At 59.5% G+C, this 15,074-nt stretch carries 12 protein-coding genes; 3 read left to right on the top strand and 9 right to left on the bottom strand.

What is annotated here, in order from left to right; translation table 11 throughout:
* Nucleotides 1-7: 7 nt before the first annotated feature.
* Genes ACQZ6D_RS21555 through ACQZ6D_RS21570 form a run of 4 tightly spaced genes read right to left on the bottom strand, consistent with a single transcriptional unit; the run spans nt 8 to nt 3,495 of the window.
* Entirely contained in the window at nt 8-862 is an 855-nt protein-coding gene (locus ACQZ6D_RS21555) for a metal ABC transporter permease (protein ID WP_065688481.1), read from the bottom strand.
* Complete coding sequence (locus ACQZ6D_RS21560; protein WP_003516197.1) at nt 859-1,719, bottom strand: metal ABC transporter permease; 861 nt, start codon at nt 1,717-1,719, stop codon at nt 859-861. The genes ACQZ6D_RS21555 and ACQZ6D_RS21560 overlap by 4 nt, the downstream gene beginning before the upstream one ends.
* Nucleotides 1,700-2,608 carry a manganese/iron ABC transporter ATP-binding protein gene (locus tag ACQZ6D_RS21565; RefSeq protein ID WP_162694205.1) on the bottom strand — a complete coding sequence of 303 codons (909 nt, stop codon included), beginning with the start codon at nt 2,606-2,608 and terminating at the stop codon, nt 1,700-1,702. Before ACQZ6D_RS21565 ends, ACQZ6D_RS21560 begins: the two co-directional genes overlap by 20 nt.
* Nucleotides 2,605-3,495 (bottom strand): metal ABC transporter substrate-binding protein, encoded by an 891-nt coding sequence (locus tag ACQZ6D_RS21570; RefSeq protein ID WP_013762318.1) that lies wholly within the window; start codon nt 3,493-3,495, stop codon nt 2,605-2,607. Before ACQZ6D_RS21570 ends, ACQZ6D_RS21565 begins: the two co-directional genes overlap by 4 nt.
* 314 nt (nt 3,496-3,809) lie before the next feature.
* On the opposite strand from ACQZ6D_RS21570, the gene ACQZ6D_RS21575 reads away from it, so the two are divergent.
* Entirely contained in the window at nt 3,810-4,700 is an 891-nt protein-coding gene (locus ACQZ6D_RS21575) for a hypothetical protein (RefSeq protein ID WP_065663285.1), read from the top strand.
* Between the two features lie 251 nt (nt 4,701-4,951).
* Here ACQZ6D_RS21575 and lysS read toward each other — a convergent pair whose 3' ends face one another.
* The 5 genes from lysS to ACQZ6D_RS21600 all read right to left on the bottom strand — a co-directional run bounded on the left by lysS (nt 4,952) and on the right by ACQZ6D_RS21600 (nt 11,961).
* Complete coding sequence (gene lysS, locus ACQZ6D_RS21580; protein ID WP_013762320.1) at nt 4,952-6,451, bottom strand: lysine--tRNA ligase; 1,500 nt, start codon at nt 6,449-6,451, stop codon at nt 4,952-4,954.
* Nucleotides 6,452-6,654: 203 nt separating this feature from the next.
* Complete coding sequence (gltX, locus tag ACQZ6D_RS21585; RefSeq protein ID WP_003516206.1) at nt 6,655-8,112, bottom strand: glutamate--tRNA ligase; 1,458 nt, start codon at nt 8,110-8,112, stop codon at nt 6,655-6,657.
* A gap of 212 nt (nt 8,113-8,324) precedes the next feature.
* On the bottom strand, nt 8,325-10,097 hold the full coding sequence (locus ACQZ6D_RS21590; RefSeq protein ID WP_003516208.1) for an SLC13 family permease: 1,773 nt from the start codon (nt 10,095-10,097) through the stop codon (nt 8,325-8,327).
* Between the two features lie 236 nt (nt 10,098-10,333).
* Nucleotides 10,334-11,092, bottom strand: a complete 759-nt coding sequence (locus ACQZ6D_RS21595) for a TerC family protein (protein WP_003516210.1) — start codon at nt 11,090-11,092, stop codon at nt 10,334-10,336.
* Nucleotides 11,093-11,274: 182 nt separating this feature from the next.
* The gene (locus ACQZ6D_RS21600; protein WP_003516212.1) at nt 11,275-11,961 is read right to left on the bottom strand and encodes a TetR/AcrR family transcriptional regulator; all 687 of its coding nucleotides are present in this window, start codon (nt 11,959-11,961) and stop codon (nt 11,275-11,277) included.
* A 160-nt stretch (nt 11,962-12,121) separates the two neighbouring features.
* Between ACQZ6D_RS21600 and ACQZ6D_RS21605 the strand changes: the two genes are divergently transcribed.
* Entirely contained in the window at nt 12,122-13,327 is a 1,206-nt protein-coding gene (locus ACQZ6D_RS21605) for an HlyD family secretion protein (RefSeq protein ID WP_019566960.1), read from the top strand.
* A 30-nt stretch (nt 13,328-13,357) separates the two neighbouring features.
* Nucleotides 13,358-14,941, top strand: a complete 1,584-nt coding sequence (locus ACQZ6D_RS21610) for a DHA2 family efflux MFS transporter permease subunit (protein WP_013762324.1) — start codon at nt 13,358-13,360, stop codon at nt 14,939-14,941.
* Nucleotides 14,942-15,074 lie beyond the last annotated feature (133 nt).

The raw sequence follows: 15,074 nt of genomic DNA on the forward strand, positions 1-15,074 counted from the left end.
CGTTCTTTTACACCACCGTTTCATTGGCGGCGTCGATCCGGCGGGCCTTGAGGCTGGTGCGAATGAATGTCGCGACGAATGCCAGGCTCATGAACAGTACAATGGTCGGGGCTGGCGCGCTGTCGATCAGGAAGCTTAGCCATATTCCTGCAAGTGAAGAGAGAACCGCAACCGAGATGGCGACCAGGAGCATTGCGGAAAAGCGCCGCGCCAGCAGGAAGGCGATGGCGCCGGGGGTGACCAGCATTGCGACGGAGAGGATGATACCCACAGCCTTCAGCGCGCCGACCACGGCAAGCGACAAAACCATCAGCAAACCGTAATGTAGGATGCGAACGGGCAGGCCGATTGCCTTGGCATGCTGCGGATCGAAGGCATTGACCAGCAGGTCTTTGCGCAGCACCCCGAGAAACAGGGTGGCAAAAAGCGCGATCAGCCCGGTCTCCAGCATGTCTGAAGGCGCAATGCCCAGCATGTCGCCGAAGAGGATGTGATCCAGATGCATGTCGCTCTGCACCTTCACGTAAAGCACCAGCCCCAGCCCGAACATGCCGGAAAAGACGATGCCAAGCACCGTGTCTTCCTTGATGCGGCTGTTTTCCTTGATGAAACCGGTTCCGAGAGCGCAGATCATACCGGCGGTGAAGGCGCCGATGGAAAGGGGAATTCCGACAATGTAGGCAATCACCACGCCGGGCAGCACGGCGTGCGAAACCGCGTCCCCCATCAGCGACCAGCCCTTAAGCACCAGAAAACACGAGAGCATGGCCATCGGCACGGCAATCATCAGGGTGATGATGAAGGCATATTGCATGAAGGGCAGCTGAAACGGCAGGATGGCGAGTTCGAGATATTCGCTCATTGCGCTTCTCCCAGTGCCTTGCGCGCTTTGGCGCGCGAAGCGAGCAGCCCGTGTTTGGGTGCAAACACGAAAGCGGAAAGGAAGATCGCTGTTTGCAACACAACGATAACGCCGCCGGTGGCGCCGTCGAGGAAGTAGCTGAGATAAGCGCCGACGAAGCTGGTGGTCGCGCCGATCACAAGGCTCATCAGGATCAACCGCTCGAAACGGTCGGTCAGAAGATAGGCAGTCGCGCCTGGGGTCACCACCATGGCAACGACAAGGAAGGCGCCGACGGTTTGAAGGGCTGCAACCGTGGAGGCGGCAAGCAGGGTGAAGAAGATCACTTTCAGCACTTCCGGTTTCAGCCCCACTGTGCGCGCATGGTTCTCATCGAAGAACACCACCATGAAGTCGCGCCATTTCAGCGCCAGTACGATGAGGCTGATGCCGCCGATCAGGGCAAGCTGTATCGTGTCTTCGGTGGTAATTGCCAGAATATTGCCAAGCACGATGGTCTGGATATTGATCGAGGTGGGCGACAGCGACACCATGAACAGCCCCAGCCCGAAGAACGAGGTGAAGATCAGGCCGATGATTGCGTCTTCCTTGAGCCGGGTTTTCTGATTGAGGAACAGCATCGAGCCAGCCGCAAGCCCGCCGGAAAGAAAGGCGCCGAGCGAAAAGGGCAGCCCCAGCATATAAGCGCCCGCAACGCCGGGAACGATGGCGTGCGAGAGCGCGTCGCCGATCAGCGACCAGCCCTTTAGCATAAGATAAGCGGAAAGAAAGCCGCAGACGCCGCCCACAAGTGCGCTGACCCAGATGGCGTTCAGCATGTAGCCATAGGTGAAAGGCTCAAGAAGGCTGTTTATCATCGGCTTTTTCCTTCGGAGCCTGCGGATCATGTCCGTTCTGGCCGTTCTTTCCGTAGATCACGAAAGGCCGCTCATCGTCGGTAATCACCTTCACCCGGCGCGGATCGGCATCATCATGCAGTTCGGCCCCGCCGAGAACGAAGTGGCGCAAGCTGCCGCCAAAGGCTTTTTGCAGGTTCTCTTCGTTAAAGGTGTCCGCTGTTTTGCCCGACGCCAGAACGGTACCCTTGACGAAGACGGCGCGATCGCAGAATTCCGGTACGCTACCGAGATTATGGGTGGAAACCAGCATGACGCGGCCCTCCTCACGCAGTGCCTTCAACAGCGCGACGATCTGTTCTTCCGTCGTCACGTCGACGCCGGTGAAGGGTTCATCCAGCAGGATAACCTGACCTTCCTGCGCCAGCGCGCGGGCCAGAAACACCCGCTTCTTCTGTCCGCCGGAAAGCTCGCCGATCTGCCGCTTGCGATAATCAAGCATATTGACGCGCGTCAGCGCTCTCTCGACCATCTCGTGATCGTGTTTCGACGGAATACGGAAGAAGTTCATGTGGCCGTAACGGCCCATCATCACCACATCCTCAACCAGTACGGGAAAACTCCAGTCCACCTCTTCAGCTTGCGGCACATAGGCGACGAGGTTTTTTCTGAGTGCATCCTTCACGGGTAGGTCGAAAATAGAGACGGAACCGGCGGCCAGCGGCACAAAACCCATGATTGCCTTGAAAATCGTGGACTTGCCGGCGCCGTTGACGCCGACAAGTGCAGTGATCGTACCGCGTGGAATGGAAAAGCTGGCATTTCTTAATGCGGTGTGGCCGTTGCGATAGGTCACTGTCGCATTTTGAACCGTCAGGCCGCCGCCGCTTTTTTTGCTGCCCATTCTCATGAAGACAGTCCTTTGGCGATGGTGCTGCTCGTCACGCGCAGCAGGTCGAGATAGGTCGGAACAGGGCCGTCGGCCTCGCTCAGCGAATCCACGTAGAGTATGCCGCCATAGGCCGCTCCGGTTTCCTTGGCCACCTGCCGGGCGGGATCGGCGGAAACCGTGCTTTCGCTGAAGATGACCTGAATATTATGTTCGCGCATGGCGTCGATCACGCCGCGCACCTGTTGCGGCGTACCTTGGCTGTCGGCATTGACCGGCCACAGGAACAGTTCCTTCAGCCCGAAATCCCGGGCGAGATAGGAGAACGCCCCTTCGCTCGTTACCAACCATCGCTTGTTCTCAGGAAGCGCGGAAAGCTCATCGCGGATGGGCTGCACAGTGGCACGGATCTTGTCGGAATAGGCCTTGGCATTGGCGGCGTAAATCTCGGCGTGGGCGGGATCTATTCCAGCGAGTCCCTTGCGGATATTTTCCACATAGATCAAGGCGTTATCGGGTGACATCCAGGCATGCGGGTTCGGTTTCCCCTGATACGCCCCGCCATTGATCGCCATCGGTTCGATGCCGTCGCTGACAGTCACATCAGGCACGCCTGAAAGATTGGCCAGAAACTTCTCGAACCACAATTCCAGATTGAGGCCGTTGCGCAGCACCAGATCGGCCTTGCGGGCCTTGAGAATGTCGCGAGGCGTCGGCTGGTAGTTGTGAATTTCAGCGCCTGGCTTGGTGATGCTCTCCACCTCTGCCGCATCGCCCGCCACATTGCGCGCCATATCGGCAATGATCGTGAAGGTGGTCACCACCTTCGGTTTTTCCTGCGCGACAGCCGCAGCAGGCAGGAAAAGCGAAAAAGCAAAAAGGGCATGGCGGATTTTATGGAGATTCACGTCTGTCACCGATTTTTGTTGCGATCAACTCGCAACACCATCTGTCATGGAAACACACTTGTCAACGCTATTGCAAATCATTCGCAATTTAGCGGATTTCAAAAATGTCTGAAAATGGTGCGCTTTTGCCCGCACGGCGCCAGGGGGATTAAACTTTTTTCAATGAGAAAGCGGCACTATCGCAAGGCTCGGACAACGAGGTCCCGAGCTTATCCCGCGTGTGTTCCTCATCCTTCGAGCCACGTTCCGGGGTGAGGGCGATAGGCGGGGTACTGAATGTCAGGATTTTGCGCGTGAAGGCTGTATTCGGACGAATGCGGTTTTCGCGCAAACTCGTTATGATCGGAGGCGGGATCCTGCTTTTGGCGGGTGCGACCGGTTCTGCTGCCGTGTTTATCGGCAGCGAGCGGCTGCTCGGGTCCACCTATGCCTCCGCGAACGGGCTTTCCTGTGACGCAGTCCAGACAGTCAACATCCGCAAGAACGGTTCCCTTTGGGTCCGCAAATTCATTCGTACTGACGGCGGCAACGGCACGGACCGGTTGAAAACGGCGCTGCGTGTCGCCAGGGCAGTTTACGACAAACAGAAGCCTGATCTGGTCCAGGTTTCCGTGCTGGATAAAAACGGCCCGCAATTGCGCTCGGAAATGCGCGGCCGCGCCATCGCGGCCCAGGTGGTCTTCATTGCCGACCCGGCGAAAATTCCCGAAGGCGCCGATGCCCAGCGTTATTCCGCCTTTTATTACGATGGTGCATCAAACGGCAGCGGCCAGTTTTACGGGCTGCGCATCGATCTGCCGCTGGAAGATGCCGAAGCAATGGCCGCAAGCCTGAGCGATGCCGCCGACTGCGCAACCCCCGCTTCGGACGCCGCACCCGAAGGGCATGGCGGAAAAGCCGCAAAAGGCGCGGGCGGACACGGCGAAACCAAGGGCGAAGGCGGCGGCGGCCACGACGCTGCGCCGGCGCAAACGCATGAGGGCGGACCCGGTGCGGAAGCCCACGGCGAACCCGTAGCCGACGAAGAACTTCTGACCTCGACCCCGGAAGCCGATGGCGGGAGCATCTTCAGCATCAGCTATCTGAAATCACTGATCTTCGGAAAAGGCACAACGACCGCGCAGGCGGCGGAAGAGAAGCTGGCTGAGGGTGAGGTTGCGCCTGCCGAAGAGCCGGGCGCGGCAAAGGCGAAGGCGGGGCATTAGGAGCGTTTGAGCTCTTGCTGACACCTCGGAATTAAAACCATCTGGAAAATTGATACGGCTGTGCCGACGTTTGTAAAATATCGTCGCAGCGCCTTCTTTCGTGATGCCGGACCTGATCCGGCATCCAGCCGTTGCGCGTCTGCGCCATGAGACGATCTAGCAGGAAATTTTGCTATAGGGACGCAATGTTCGGTAGAGGCCGAGCGCATGAGGGCAAGGGCGGCCATGCGGCCGCCTTCGCTTGATTGTCCTTAGTCCGCCTTGTTGCGGCGGGCCGGGAAGAGGATGACGTCGCGGATCGAGGGGGCGTTGGTCAGGAGCATGATCAGACGATCGACGCCGATGCCGAGGCCGCCGGCAGGTGGCATGCCCTGATCGATGGCGTCGAGGAATTCGTCATCCAGCTGCTTGTCCTTTTCACCGCGGGCATGGGCCTGCTCAAGCTGCTCCACCATGCGGCGGCGCTGCTCTTCGGGATCGTTGAGTTCGGAGAAGGCATTGCCCACTTCCCAGGCGTTGCAATAGCTCTCAAAACGCTCAACGAGGCGCGGTTCGCCCGGCACTTCCTTGGCGAAGGGCGAGATATCCTTCGGGAAATGCGTGACGTGGCTCGGCTGGATAAGCGTACCTTCGACCTTCTCTTCGAAGATGAAGGCAAGGCATTCGCCCCAGGTCCAGTCCTTCTCGACGGCAAAACCGGCAGCCTTGGCGGCGGCGCGGGCTTCCTCGTCAGTCTTGATCGCAAGGAAGTCAATGCCGGTCGCTTCCTTCACCGCATCAGGCATGGGCACGCGCTTGAACGGACCCTTGAAGGAAATTGTCTGGCCCTGGAATTCCACCTCGGTCGTGCCGTGGAGGGCAATCGCCAGCGTCTCGAACAGACGCTCTACGAGACCCATGATGTCTTCGTAGTCGGCATAGGCCCAGTAGCACTCCATCATGGTGAATTCAGGATTGTGCCTTGTGGAAACGCCTTCGTTGCGGAAGTTGCGGTTGATTTCAAAGACCTTGTCGGAAAGGCCCGATACCAGCGTGCGCTTCAGGAACAGTTCCGGCGCGATGCGCAGATACATGTCCATCTTCAGCGTGTTGTGGAAGGTCTTGAACGGATCGGCCGTCGCACCGCCATAAACTGTCTGCAGCATCGGCGTTTCCACTTCGAGGAAGCCTTCGGCCTCCATGAAGCGACGGATGCCGGACAGGATCTTCGAGCGCTGCAGGAAGCGCAGCTTGGAGTCCTCGTTCGCCAGAATATCGAGATGGCGCTTGCGGTAACGCAGCTCGATATCGGAGACACCGTGCCATTTTTCCGGCATCGGCAGCAGCGACTTGGTGAGCATGGTGATTTCTTCGGCGTTGATCGTCAGCTCGCCGCGCTTGGTGCGGCGCACCTTGCCGGTTACGCCGATGATGTCGCCAATGTCGATCATCGGCAGAAGATTGCGCGCCGTTTCCGGCGTCGTATCTTTGTGAGAGAAGATCTGCACCTTGCCCGAGGCGTCATGGATATCCATGAACATGCCGGAATTGCGCGACGAATAAACGCGGCCCGCCACCGTTACCGTGTCGCCGGTTTCCGTGTCCGGTTCGATATCGGCATATTTTTCCGCCAGCTCCGCATTGGTCAGCGTGCGATGGAAATGCGCCGGATAGACATCGCCGATCTGCTCGCGCAGCAGCGCAAGTTTCTGGCGGCGCACTTCGGTGGCGTCGGAGGAAAGGGCGGTGGTTTCGGTTGTCTTGTCGTTCATTGTTCAATCCTGTTGCGGCGTTGCCGCGGCGACAATTGCCTCCCGTATCCCTCATTCCTGTGCTTGTCACAGGAATCCAGTGCGCCCAAGTCCTTGGCGCGGGAGACCTCAATTCATTCTTTCACGGCGCCGACGCGCCGTGGCTGGATTCCTGTGACAAGCGCAGGAATGAGGGGTGGATCTAAAACCCGCCCCGGCAGGCATCAAGCACCGCTGCCAACCATCGTGGCCACAACGGCAATAGCGACCTTCAGGCGCTGGCGCACCACGGAGCGGCCGAGCAGCGCCATCGAGTCAAACAGCGGCAGCGAGCGCGAGGAGCCGGAGACGGCGACGAAGAGCGGCGGCGTGACGACGCGCAGTTTCTTGCCCGTGCGTTCGGCAATGTCGCGCAGCTCGGCCTCGATGGCTTCAACGTTCCAATCAGGCATTTTTTCCAGATCGGTGGCAACCGTGGTGAGGATTTCGTGGATTTCCTCGGGCTTGCTTTTGAGACCGGCAAAGGAGGCGGGCGTCAGGCCAACGTCGCTCGAAAGCAGGAAGCCGGCAAGGTTTGGCAATTCGCCGAGCTTGGAAATGCGGCTCTGGGCAAGCTTCAGGCCTTCGGTCAGGCGGGAATTTTCCATCGCCCATTCCAGCGTGCGGGCGATGAAGTCCTCAGGCGTGAGCTTTTCGCGCAGCCAGCGGCCGTTCAGCCAGTCCAGCTTCTGGATATCGAAGATGGCGCCGGCCTTGGAAAGTGCTTCCGGATCGAACTTCGCGGCCAGCTCTTCCATGGTCAGCAGCTCTTCGCCTTCGGCGATCTGGATGAAGAACAGGCCGAGGAAGTTCATCAGCGCTTCCGGCAGGTAGCCGAGCGCGGAATAATAGGAGATCGACGTCGGGTTCTTGCGCTTGGAAAGCTTCGATTTGTCGGCGTTGCGCATCAGCGAAAGATGCATGAACGTCGGCTGGTCCCAGCCGAAATAACGGTAAAGCAGGATGTGCTTGGGCACTGAAGCCAGCCACTCTTCGCCGCGCGCCACATGGGTGATCTTCATCAGATGGTCGTCGATGACGTTTGCCATGTGATAGGTCGGCATGCCGTCGGCCTTGATCAACACCTGCATGTCAACCGAATCCCAGGGGATCGAGACATCGCCGTAAACGCCGTCATGGAAATCGCACGAACCTTCGGTCGGGATTTTCATTCGCACGACGTTGGCTTCGCCGGCGGCGACGCGGCTGGTCACTTCTTCAGCCTTCAGGTGGAGGCAGAGACCGTCATATTTTGGCGGCTTGCCAGCGGCGCGCTGCGCTTCGCGCATTTGCTCAAGCCGCTCGGGCGTGCAGAAACAACGGAAGGCATGGCCTTTTTCCAGCAATTCTTCGGCATAGGGCCAGTACATCGGCTTGCGCTCGGACTGGCGGTAGGGACCGTAGGGGCCACCGACGTCAGGGCCTTCCGACCAGGTGAGGCCGGTCCAGCGCAGCGCCTCCAGAACCTTCTGCTCATATTCCAGCGTCGAGCGGGTGGCGTCGGTATCCTCGATGCGCAGGATGAACTCGCCGCCGTGTTTCTTGGCGAAGAGATAGTTGAACAGCGCGATGTAAGCGGTGCCGACATGCGGCTCGCCGGTGGGGGAAGGTGCGATGCGGACGCGAACGCCGGAAGTGGTCATGAAATTCACTCGTCGTGACGGGGTGGTGACATCGGGGCGGCTTCACCCTTCTATCACGAAGTTTTCGTTTGAATGCGGCGGGAAAGGGTGCGGAAAGGCGTGTTGAACGCACTTTTGCATATTTCCGTTCGGCATCGGCTTAGGCCATATTATGCCGCAGGCGTCAAGGAAATATGGCGCTTGCGATGTCTTCGCCCGGACGTAAACCGCCCCTAATTCACCGGCCAGACATAAAGCAGCATCGGAATGCTGGCAATGACGATCATGATCGACAGCGGCAGTCCAAGGCGCGGATAATCGCTGAAACGATAACCGCCCGGACCCATGACCAGCGTGTTGCACTGGTGGCCGATGGGCGTGAGGAAATCGCAGCCGGCGCCGATCGCCACCGCCATCAGAAAGGCCTCCGGCCGAAAGCCGAGCGTGGTGGCGAAACCGGCGGCGATGGGTGCCATAACCAGCACGGTTGCAGCATTGTTGAGGAAGGGCGTTACCGCCATGGCAGTCAACAGGATCATGCCGAGTGCTGCGAAGGGCGGCAGTCCTTGTGCGGCATGGCCGAGCCAGGCGGCGATCAGCTCGCTGGCGCCGCTGGTGCGCAGACTGTCGCTGACGGGAATGAGGGCGGCGAGCATGACGAGGATCGGCCCGTCGATCGATTTATAGACTTCGGTCAGCGGTATCGCGCCGACGACGATCATCAGGAAGGCGGCGGCGAAAAAGGCGACGGATACCGGCACCAGCCCGCTGCCGGCGGCAATCATGGCCGCGGCAAGCACGATGACGGGCAAAAGCGCGCGGCGCTGCACCCCAAGCAGGATCTCCCGCTGCGCCAGGGGCAGCAGCGAAAATTCCTGCAAGACCTGTGGCAGGTTCTTGCGGCTGCCCTGCAGGAGAATGACGTCGCCCGCCTGCAAGGTCAGGTCGGAGAGCCGCTGGCTGACGCGCTGGCCGCGACGGCTCACTGCAATCAGATTGACGCCGCGGGTGTAGGATAGCGCCAGTTCGCGCGCGGAAATCCCGTTAAGAACGGATTCGTTGCTGATAACCGCTTCCATGGAAATAAGGTCGGCGGTCTTCTGGCCGTTCTCGGTGAGCGGCTTGCCTGACAGCAGCAGCTTGGCCTGCGAGACGATGCGGTCGAGGCCCTCCGGGTTGCCTTCGAGAAGAATGGTGTCGCCCGGCTTCAGATTGACATCGGGGAAGGGGGAGATACGCCGGGGTCCGCGCAGGATCGTGCTGGCGATTACGTCGCCATCCGCCTGTTTCAACAGCTCCCGCAGCGGCTTGTCGGCGTATGTGCTGTCGGCGGGAAGCGTCGCCTCGGCGGTATAGGCCGACTGGTCCAGAATATCTTCCATCGATGCCTGCTGGCGGTTGCGCACCGGCAGCAGGCGGTAACCGAAGGTCAGGAAGATGATGCCGATCACGGTCAGCCCGGCACCGACCGGGGTGAAATCGAACATCGAGAAGCTCTGCCCGGTCATTTCCTCACGCAGCCTGGAAACGACGATGTTGGGCGAGGTGCCGATCTGCGTCATAAGCCCGCCCAGAAGGGCGGCGAAGGCCATGGGCATCAGATAATAGGAAACAGGGCTGCCGGATTTGCGGGCGAACTGGAAAGCAACCGGCATCATGATGGCAAGCGCGCCGATGTTCTTGATGAAGGCCGACATGATGGCGACGACGATCATCAGAAAGGCCAGTTGCAGGGTTTTGGAATGCATCTCCGGGAAATATTTCTTGATCGTCATATCGACGACCCCTGAACGCGCCACGGCTGAACTGACGATCAGCGCGCTGCCGACGATGATGACGATATCGTCCGAGAAACCGGAGAACGCCTTGTCGAAAGGCACGACCCCAACCGCCACCGCCACCAGCAACGCGCTGCACGCGACCACATCATAGCGGAACCTGTCCCATATGAACGCGACCATCATGCCGGCGATCACGGTAAAGGCGAGGATCTGGTCGGTCGTCATGCTTGCTTATGCTTTCGAAGGAGAGACGGCGGGACGGACGCTTCCGGTAGGGATGTCGAAGAACGCGAGGCGGGGCATGCGGTTCCGACTGGCCGGCGCGTTCCACACGTTCGCGTCATACCGGCCTTGAGCCGGTATCCAGCCGCCGCGCGTCGGCGCGGCGGAAAGTGTCCCTTCAGCCCAAGGGCTTGGGCTGAAGGGATGCCGGATCAGGTCCGGCATGACGGTCAGGGCAATCAGTGCGGTTTGGCCGCCTGTGCTTTCTTGCGCTGTCTGGCGTTACGCGCCAGCATGTTGAGCAGTTCCACCAGCGCCGAAAACGCCATGGCGGCATAGACGTAGCCCTTGGGAACATGGAAGCCCATGCCTTCGGCGATCAGGGTCGTGCCTATCATCATGAGGAAGGCGAGTGCCAGCATGACGATGGTGGGGTTGCGCTCGATGAAGTTGGCGAGCGGTGTTGCGGCGAGCAGCATCACGGCAACGGCAAAGATCACGGCCACGATCATGATCGGCAGATGCGGTGTCATGCCAACGGCGGTGATGATGCTGTCCACGGAGAACACGAGGTCGAGCAGCAGGATCTGGCCGATGGCGGCGCCGAAATTCATCGCAACCGGGCCGCCCACCATGTCTTCCTTGTGATCTTCAGGATCGACATTGTGGTGGATTTCCTTGGTGGCCTTCCACATCAGGAAGAGACCGCCGGCGATGAGGATCATGTCCTTCCACGAGAAGGCGTGGCCGAAGATTTCGAAGACCGGCGTGGTGAGCTGCACGATCCAGGCCACAGTGCCGAGAAGGCCGAGACGCATGATCAAGGCAAGCCCGATGCCGATCTTGCGGGCTTTTTCGCGCTGTTCAGGCGGAAGCTTGTTGGTGAGGATCGAGATGAAGATCAGGTTGTCGATGCCAAGCACGACCTCCATGACGATCAGGGTGACCAGCGCCACCCAGGCAGCGGGGTCGGACAGAAGAGGGAGAACGGACTCCATCAGGGAATTTTTCCTTTCAGCAACAAGGCCACCCGAAACATTCGGTTCGTGGAATTTATAGCGCAATACGCGAGAAACAAGGAGACCGCGCCTGTGATAGGCAAGATTTCATCGAAATTTCGCGCAAACCGCGTATCAGGCCCCGTGCCGTTGCCGGTCCAGTCGCCCGTTGCTGAATGATTTCAGGCCTTGTCGGTTCCGTAAGCCGCCATGAACACCATGATGGCGCTGTCGATCACCCGGTCCAGCTCCTCTTCGGGAACCGGACCTTCGAGTTCTCCGAACAGGCGCAGCTTGAAGAAAGTGCCCGTGGAAAGCTCGATATATTGCCGGGCGGCAAGTTCGACGTCATCGACCTTGAGATGGCCGAGCGAGACCTGATGCTCGATGAAATCCTGAAGAACGGTGCGCACGTTGTTGGGTGCTGCGATGAAGAAACGCTGCGCCAGCTTCGGCATGCGGTCGATGACGCCGATCACCGAGCGCATGGCCGGTATCATTTCGGAGCAGATCATCTTGTTGGCGAAGGCCTTGCCGAACTGTTTCAGGCCGTCGCGCACCTCTTCGGTGCCGGCCAGAATGTTGCGCATGGAGGTCGCGAATTCCTGGCGGTGATGGTCGACAAGGGCGGCGAACAGGTCTTCCTTGTTGGAGAAATAGACATAGATCGTTCCCTTGGAAACGCCGGCTTCCCGCGTGATGTCGTTCATGCTGGCGGCATCGAAGCCCTTGCGCTTGAACACGCGCCAGGCGCCGGCAACAATCTGCTCACGCTTGGCCGGGTCTTCGCCCGCAGCAAAACGCCCGGCGGGGTTTCCCGGACAGCCCGTTTCGGTTTCCGTCTCCATATCCATGTCTTCACCTGCCATCGTTACCGGTTCCTAGCACTGCAATGGCGTAAAAAAAATTAACCGAACGCCGAACCAATCAGTTCGATTACACTTGATATGTGTCAGGAAAGGGATTATGTCAATCGAACCGAACGGTTCAGTTCGAAAAACTTTCTTCAATTTATCACGGTACAATCTCATGTCGGCCCAGAAGAATAGCGCGGTTCGCGCCGTCAACGATGCGGAAGAGGCGGACGTTTCCGCCAAGGCTGAGACCTCTCCGGCAAAGCCGGTGGAGGCCCCGCCGCAACAGCCGCCACAGACAATTGCCGCACCGAAGAAGAAGAAGCGTTCGCCGCTTCTGCCGATCTTTGCGATCGCCCTTCTCGCCGGCGCCGGCTGGTACGGTTATAACTGGTGGATCGACGGTCGCTTCATGGTTTCGACGGATGACGCCTATATACAGGGTGATATCGCGGTCATCGCGCCCAAGGTTTCGGGTTACATCGCCAAGGTGAACGTTGTCGAAAACCAGGAAGTCAAGGCGGGTGATCCGCTGGTTACTCTGGATGACGGCGACTATCGTATCGCGCTTGAACAGGCCGACGCGCAGATCCGCACCGAGGAACTGTCGCTGAAGCGCATCGATGCGCAGATCATCGGCGGCGAGGCAGCGCAGGAACAGGCCGTTGCCCAGAAGGGCGCTCTGGATGCGGCCCTTCGCGGTGCGGAAATAACCCAGAAGCGCGCCACCGAATTGCAGGCGAAGGATGTCGGCACCGTTGCCGCTTCCGACAGCGCGCAGGTCGCGCTCGATCAGGCCAGGGCGAATGTCGTAGCCGGCGAGGCGGCGATCTCGTCCGCGAAAGCCAATGTCGAGCTTCTTCGCGCCCAGCGCGAGGAAGCCGAAAGCACCATCCGTTCGCTGCAGCTTTCCAAGGACAAGGCGGCTCGCGATCTGGCCTTCACCGTGCTGAAAGCGCCTTATGACGGCGTTATCGGCAATCTGGCGGTGCAGACGGGCGATCTCGTTTCGGTCGGCAAGCGCCTTGCTTCGCTGGTGCCGTTGAACGAGCTTTATATCGACGCCAATTTCAAGGAAACGCAGCTGGCCCGCGTGGTGCCCGGTTCGAAGGTCCGCGTCCATGTGGATGCTTTCGACGACGAGACCATTGAAGGCACGGTCCAGTCGATCTCGCCCGGTTCCGGTTCGGTCTTCTCGATGCTGCCGCCGGAAAACGCCACGGGTAACTTCACCAAGGTCATCCAGCGCGTACCGGTGCGTATCGTCTTCTCAAAGGAAGATCTCGCCAAGCACAATCTGCGTGCGGGCCTGAGCGTCGTCGTCGATGTGGATACCCGCACGGCGCCGGAAAACACGAAAACGGCGCACGTTAACCCATAGGCCAACCAGGGCGTCGTTGAGGGCAAGATCATGGCGGCTACGGTTGTCGGCACAGGCGGGGTATCTGTCCCCGTCGATCCACCCATGGACAAGCGCAGGCTCATCGCGTTCTTCGCGATGGTCTTCGGCATGTTCATGTCCATTCTCGATATTCAGATCGTCTCCGCCTCGCTTGCGGAAATCCAGGCAGGTCTCGGGGCGGGCTCCGACGAGATCGCCTGGGTGCAGACATCCTATCTGATTGCAGAAGTCATCATGATCCCTCTGTCGGGCACGCTGGCGCGCATCCTGTCCACGCGCGTGCTGTTTGCCACCTGCGCCGCCGGCTTCACCCTGTCGAGCGCGCTCTGCGCCACCGCGACCAATATCGACCAGATGATCGTCTACCGGGCGATTCAGGGCTTTATCGGCGGCGGCATGATCCCGTCGGTCTTTGCGGCCGCCTTCACCATTTTCCCGCCCTCCAAGCGTTCGGTCGTCTCGCCGATCATCGGTCTCGTCGCCACGCTTGCGCCCACCATCGGTCCCACGGTCGGCGGTTATCTTTCCAACGCCTTCTCCTGGCACTGGCTGTTCCTCGTCAACATCATTCCCGGCATCATCGTCACCATCCTGACATGGAGCCTGATCGATTTCGACAAGCCTGAAACCTCGCTCTGGAAGAAGTTCGACTGGTGGGGGCTGATCTCCATGGCCGTCTTCCTCGGCTCTCTGGAATACGTGCTGGAAGAGGGCAACAACAAGGACTGGTTCAACGACGAGCATATCGTCATCGGTTCGGTGGCCATGGTCATCGGTGCGGTGGTGTTCTTCTGGCGTGCCTTCAAGGTGGACTTCCCCGTTGTGGACATCCGCGCCTTTGCGGACCGAAATTTCTCCATCGGCTCGCTGTTTTCCTTCGTGATGGGCATAGGGCTTTACGGGCTGACCTATCTCTACCCGCTCTATCTCGGTCGCGTGCGCGGTTACGATGCGCTGATGATCGGCGAGACCATGTTCGTTTCCGGTCTTGCGATGTTCTTCACCGCGCCGATTGCCGGCAAGGTGTCCACCAAGCTCGATCCGCGCATCATGATGGCCATTGGCTTCATCAGCTTCGGTTGCGGCACGTGGATCATGACGCATGTGACCACCGACTGGGATTTCTACGAGCTGCTGATTCCGCAGGTCCTGCGCGGTTTCGGACTGATGATGTGCATGGTGCCGATCAACAACATCGCGCTCGGCACGCTTCCGCCCGCGCGCATCCGCAATGCCTCGGGCCTGTTCAACCTCACCCGCAACCTCGGCGGCGCGGTTGGCCTTGCCGTCATCAACACCCTGCTGTCGCAGCGCACCGACGATCATTATGTGCGGCTGGCGGAACATGTCAGCTATTCCAATCCACAGGCGCTGGAGTGGCTGAACAATGTCGGCGCGAACTATGATTCCTACGGGCTGGACGGTGCTTCCGTCGCGATCAAGAAGCTGGTCGGCATGGTCTCGCAGCAGGCGTGGATACTCGCCTTTGCGGATGTGTTCTTCGCGCTGACGCTGCTGTTCGGCAGCCTGATCTTCATGACCGTGCTGATCCAGAAACCCAAGGCAGCGCCGCCACCAGACGCGGCGCACTGAACAAAATCCCCTCCCATCCACCGCAGAGCTGGGGCCGTCGGAAATGACGGCCCCTTTTTTTGTCTGGTTGCGATACTTTTCCGTCACGCCGGTCTTGAGCCGATATCCAGTAAGCCCAAGTCCTTGGTCCAGG

This window comes from Agrobacterium sp. 22-3639C2 (assembly GCF_053522105.1).

What these genes read in the sequence shown, in the direction of transcription:
- ACQZ6D_RS21560 (WP_003516197.1), bottom strand. Translation starts at nt 1,719, where the DNA reads ATGATAAACAGCCTTCTTGAGCCTTTCACCTATGGCTACATGCTGAAC.
- ACQZ6D_RS21590 (WP_003516208.1), bottom strand. Translation starts at nt 10,097, where the DNA reads ATGACGACCGACCAGATCCTCGCCTTTACCGTGATCGCCGGCATGATG.
- ACQZ6D_RS21605 (WP_019566960.1), top strand. Translation starts at nt 12,122, where the DNA reads ATGTCGGCCCAGAAGAATAGCGCGGTTCGCGCCGTCAACGATGCGGAA.
- ACQZ6D_RS21575 (WP_065663285.1), top strand. Translation starts at nt 3,810, where the DNA reads ATGCGGTTTTCGCGCAAACTCGTTATGATCGGAGGCGGGATCCTGCTT.
- ACQZ6D_RS21610 (WP_013762324.1), top strand. Translation starts at nt 13,358, where the DNA reads ATGGCGGCTACGGTTGTCGGCACAGGCGGGGTATCTGTCCCCGTCGAT.
- ACQZ6D_RS21565 (WP_162694205.1), bottom strand. Translation starts at nt 2,608, where the DNA reads ATGAGAATGGGCAGCAAAAAAAGCGGCGGCGGCCTGACGGTTCAAAAT.
- ACQZ6D_RS21555 (WP_065688481.1), bottom strand. Translation starts at nt 862, where the DNA reads ATGAGCGAATATCTCGAACTCGCCATCCTGCCGTTTCAGCTGCCCTTC.
- ACQZ6D_RS21600 (WP_003516212.1), bottom strand. Translation starts at nt 11,961, where the DNA reads ATGGCAGGTGAAGACATGGATATGGAGACGGAAACCGAAACGGGCTGT.
- lysS (WP_013762320.1), bottom strand. Translation starts at nt 6,451, where the DNA reads ATGAACGACAAGACAACCGAAACCACCGCCCTTTCCTCCGACGCCACC.
- ACQZ6D_RS21595 (WP_003516210.1), bottom strand. Translation starts at nt 11,092, where the DNA reads ATGGAGTCCGTTCTCCCTCTTCTGTCCGACCCCGCTGCCTGGGTGGCG.
- gltX (WP_003516206.1), bottom strand. Translation starts at nt 8,112, where the DNA reads ATGACCACTTCCGGCGTTCGCGTCCGCATCGCACCTTCCCCCACCGGC.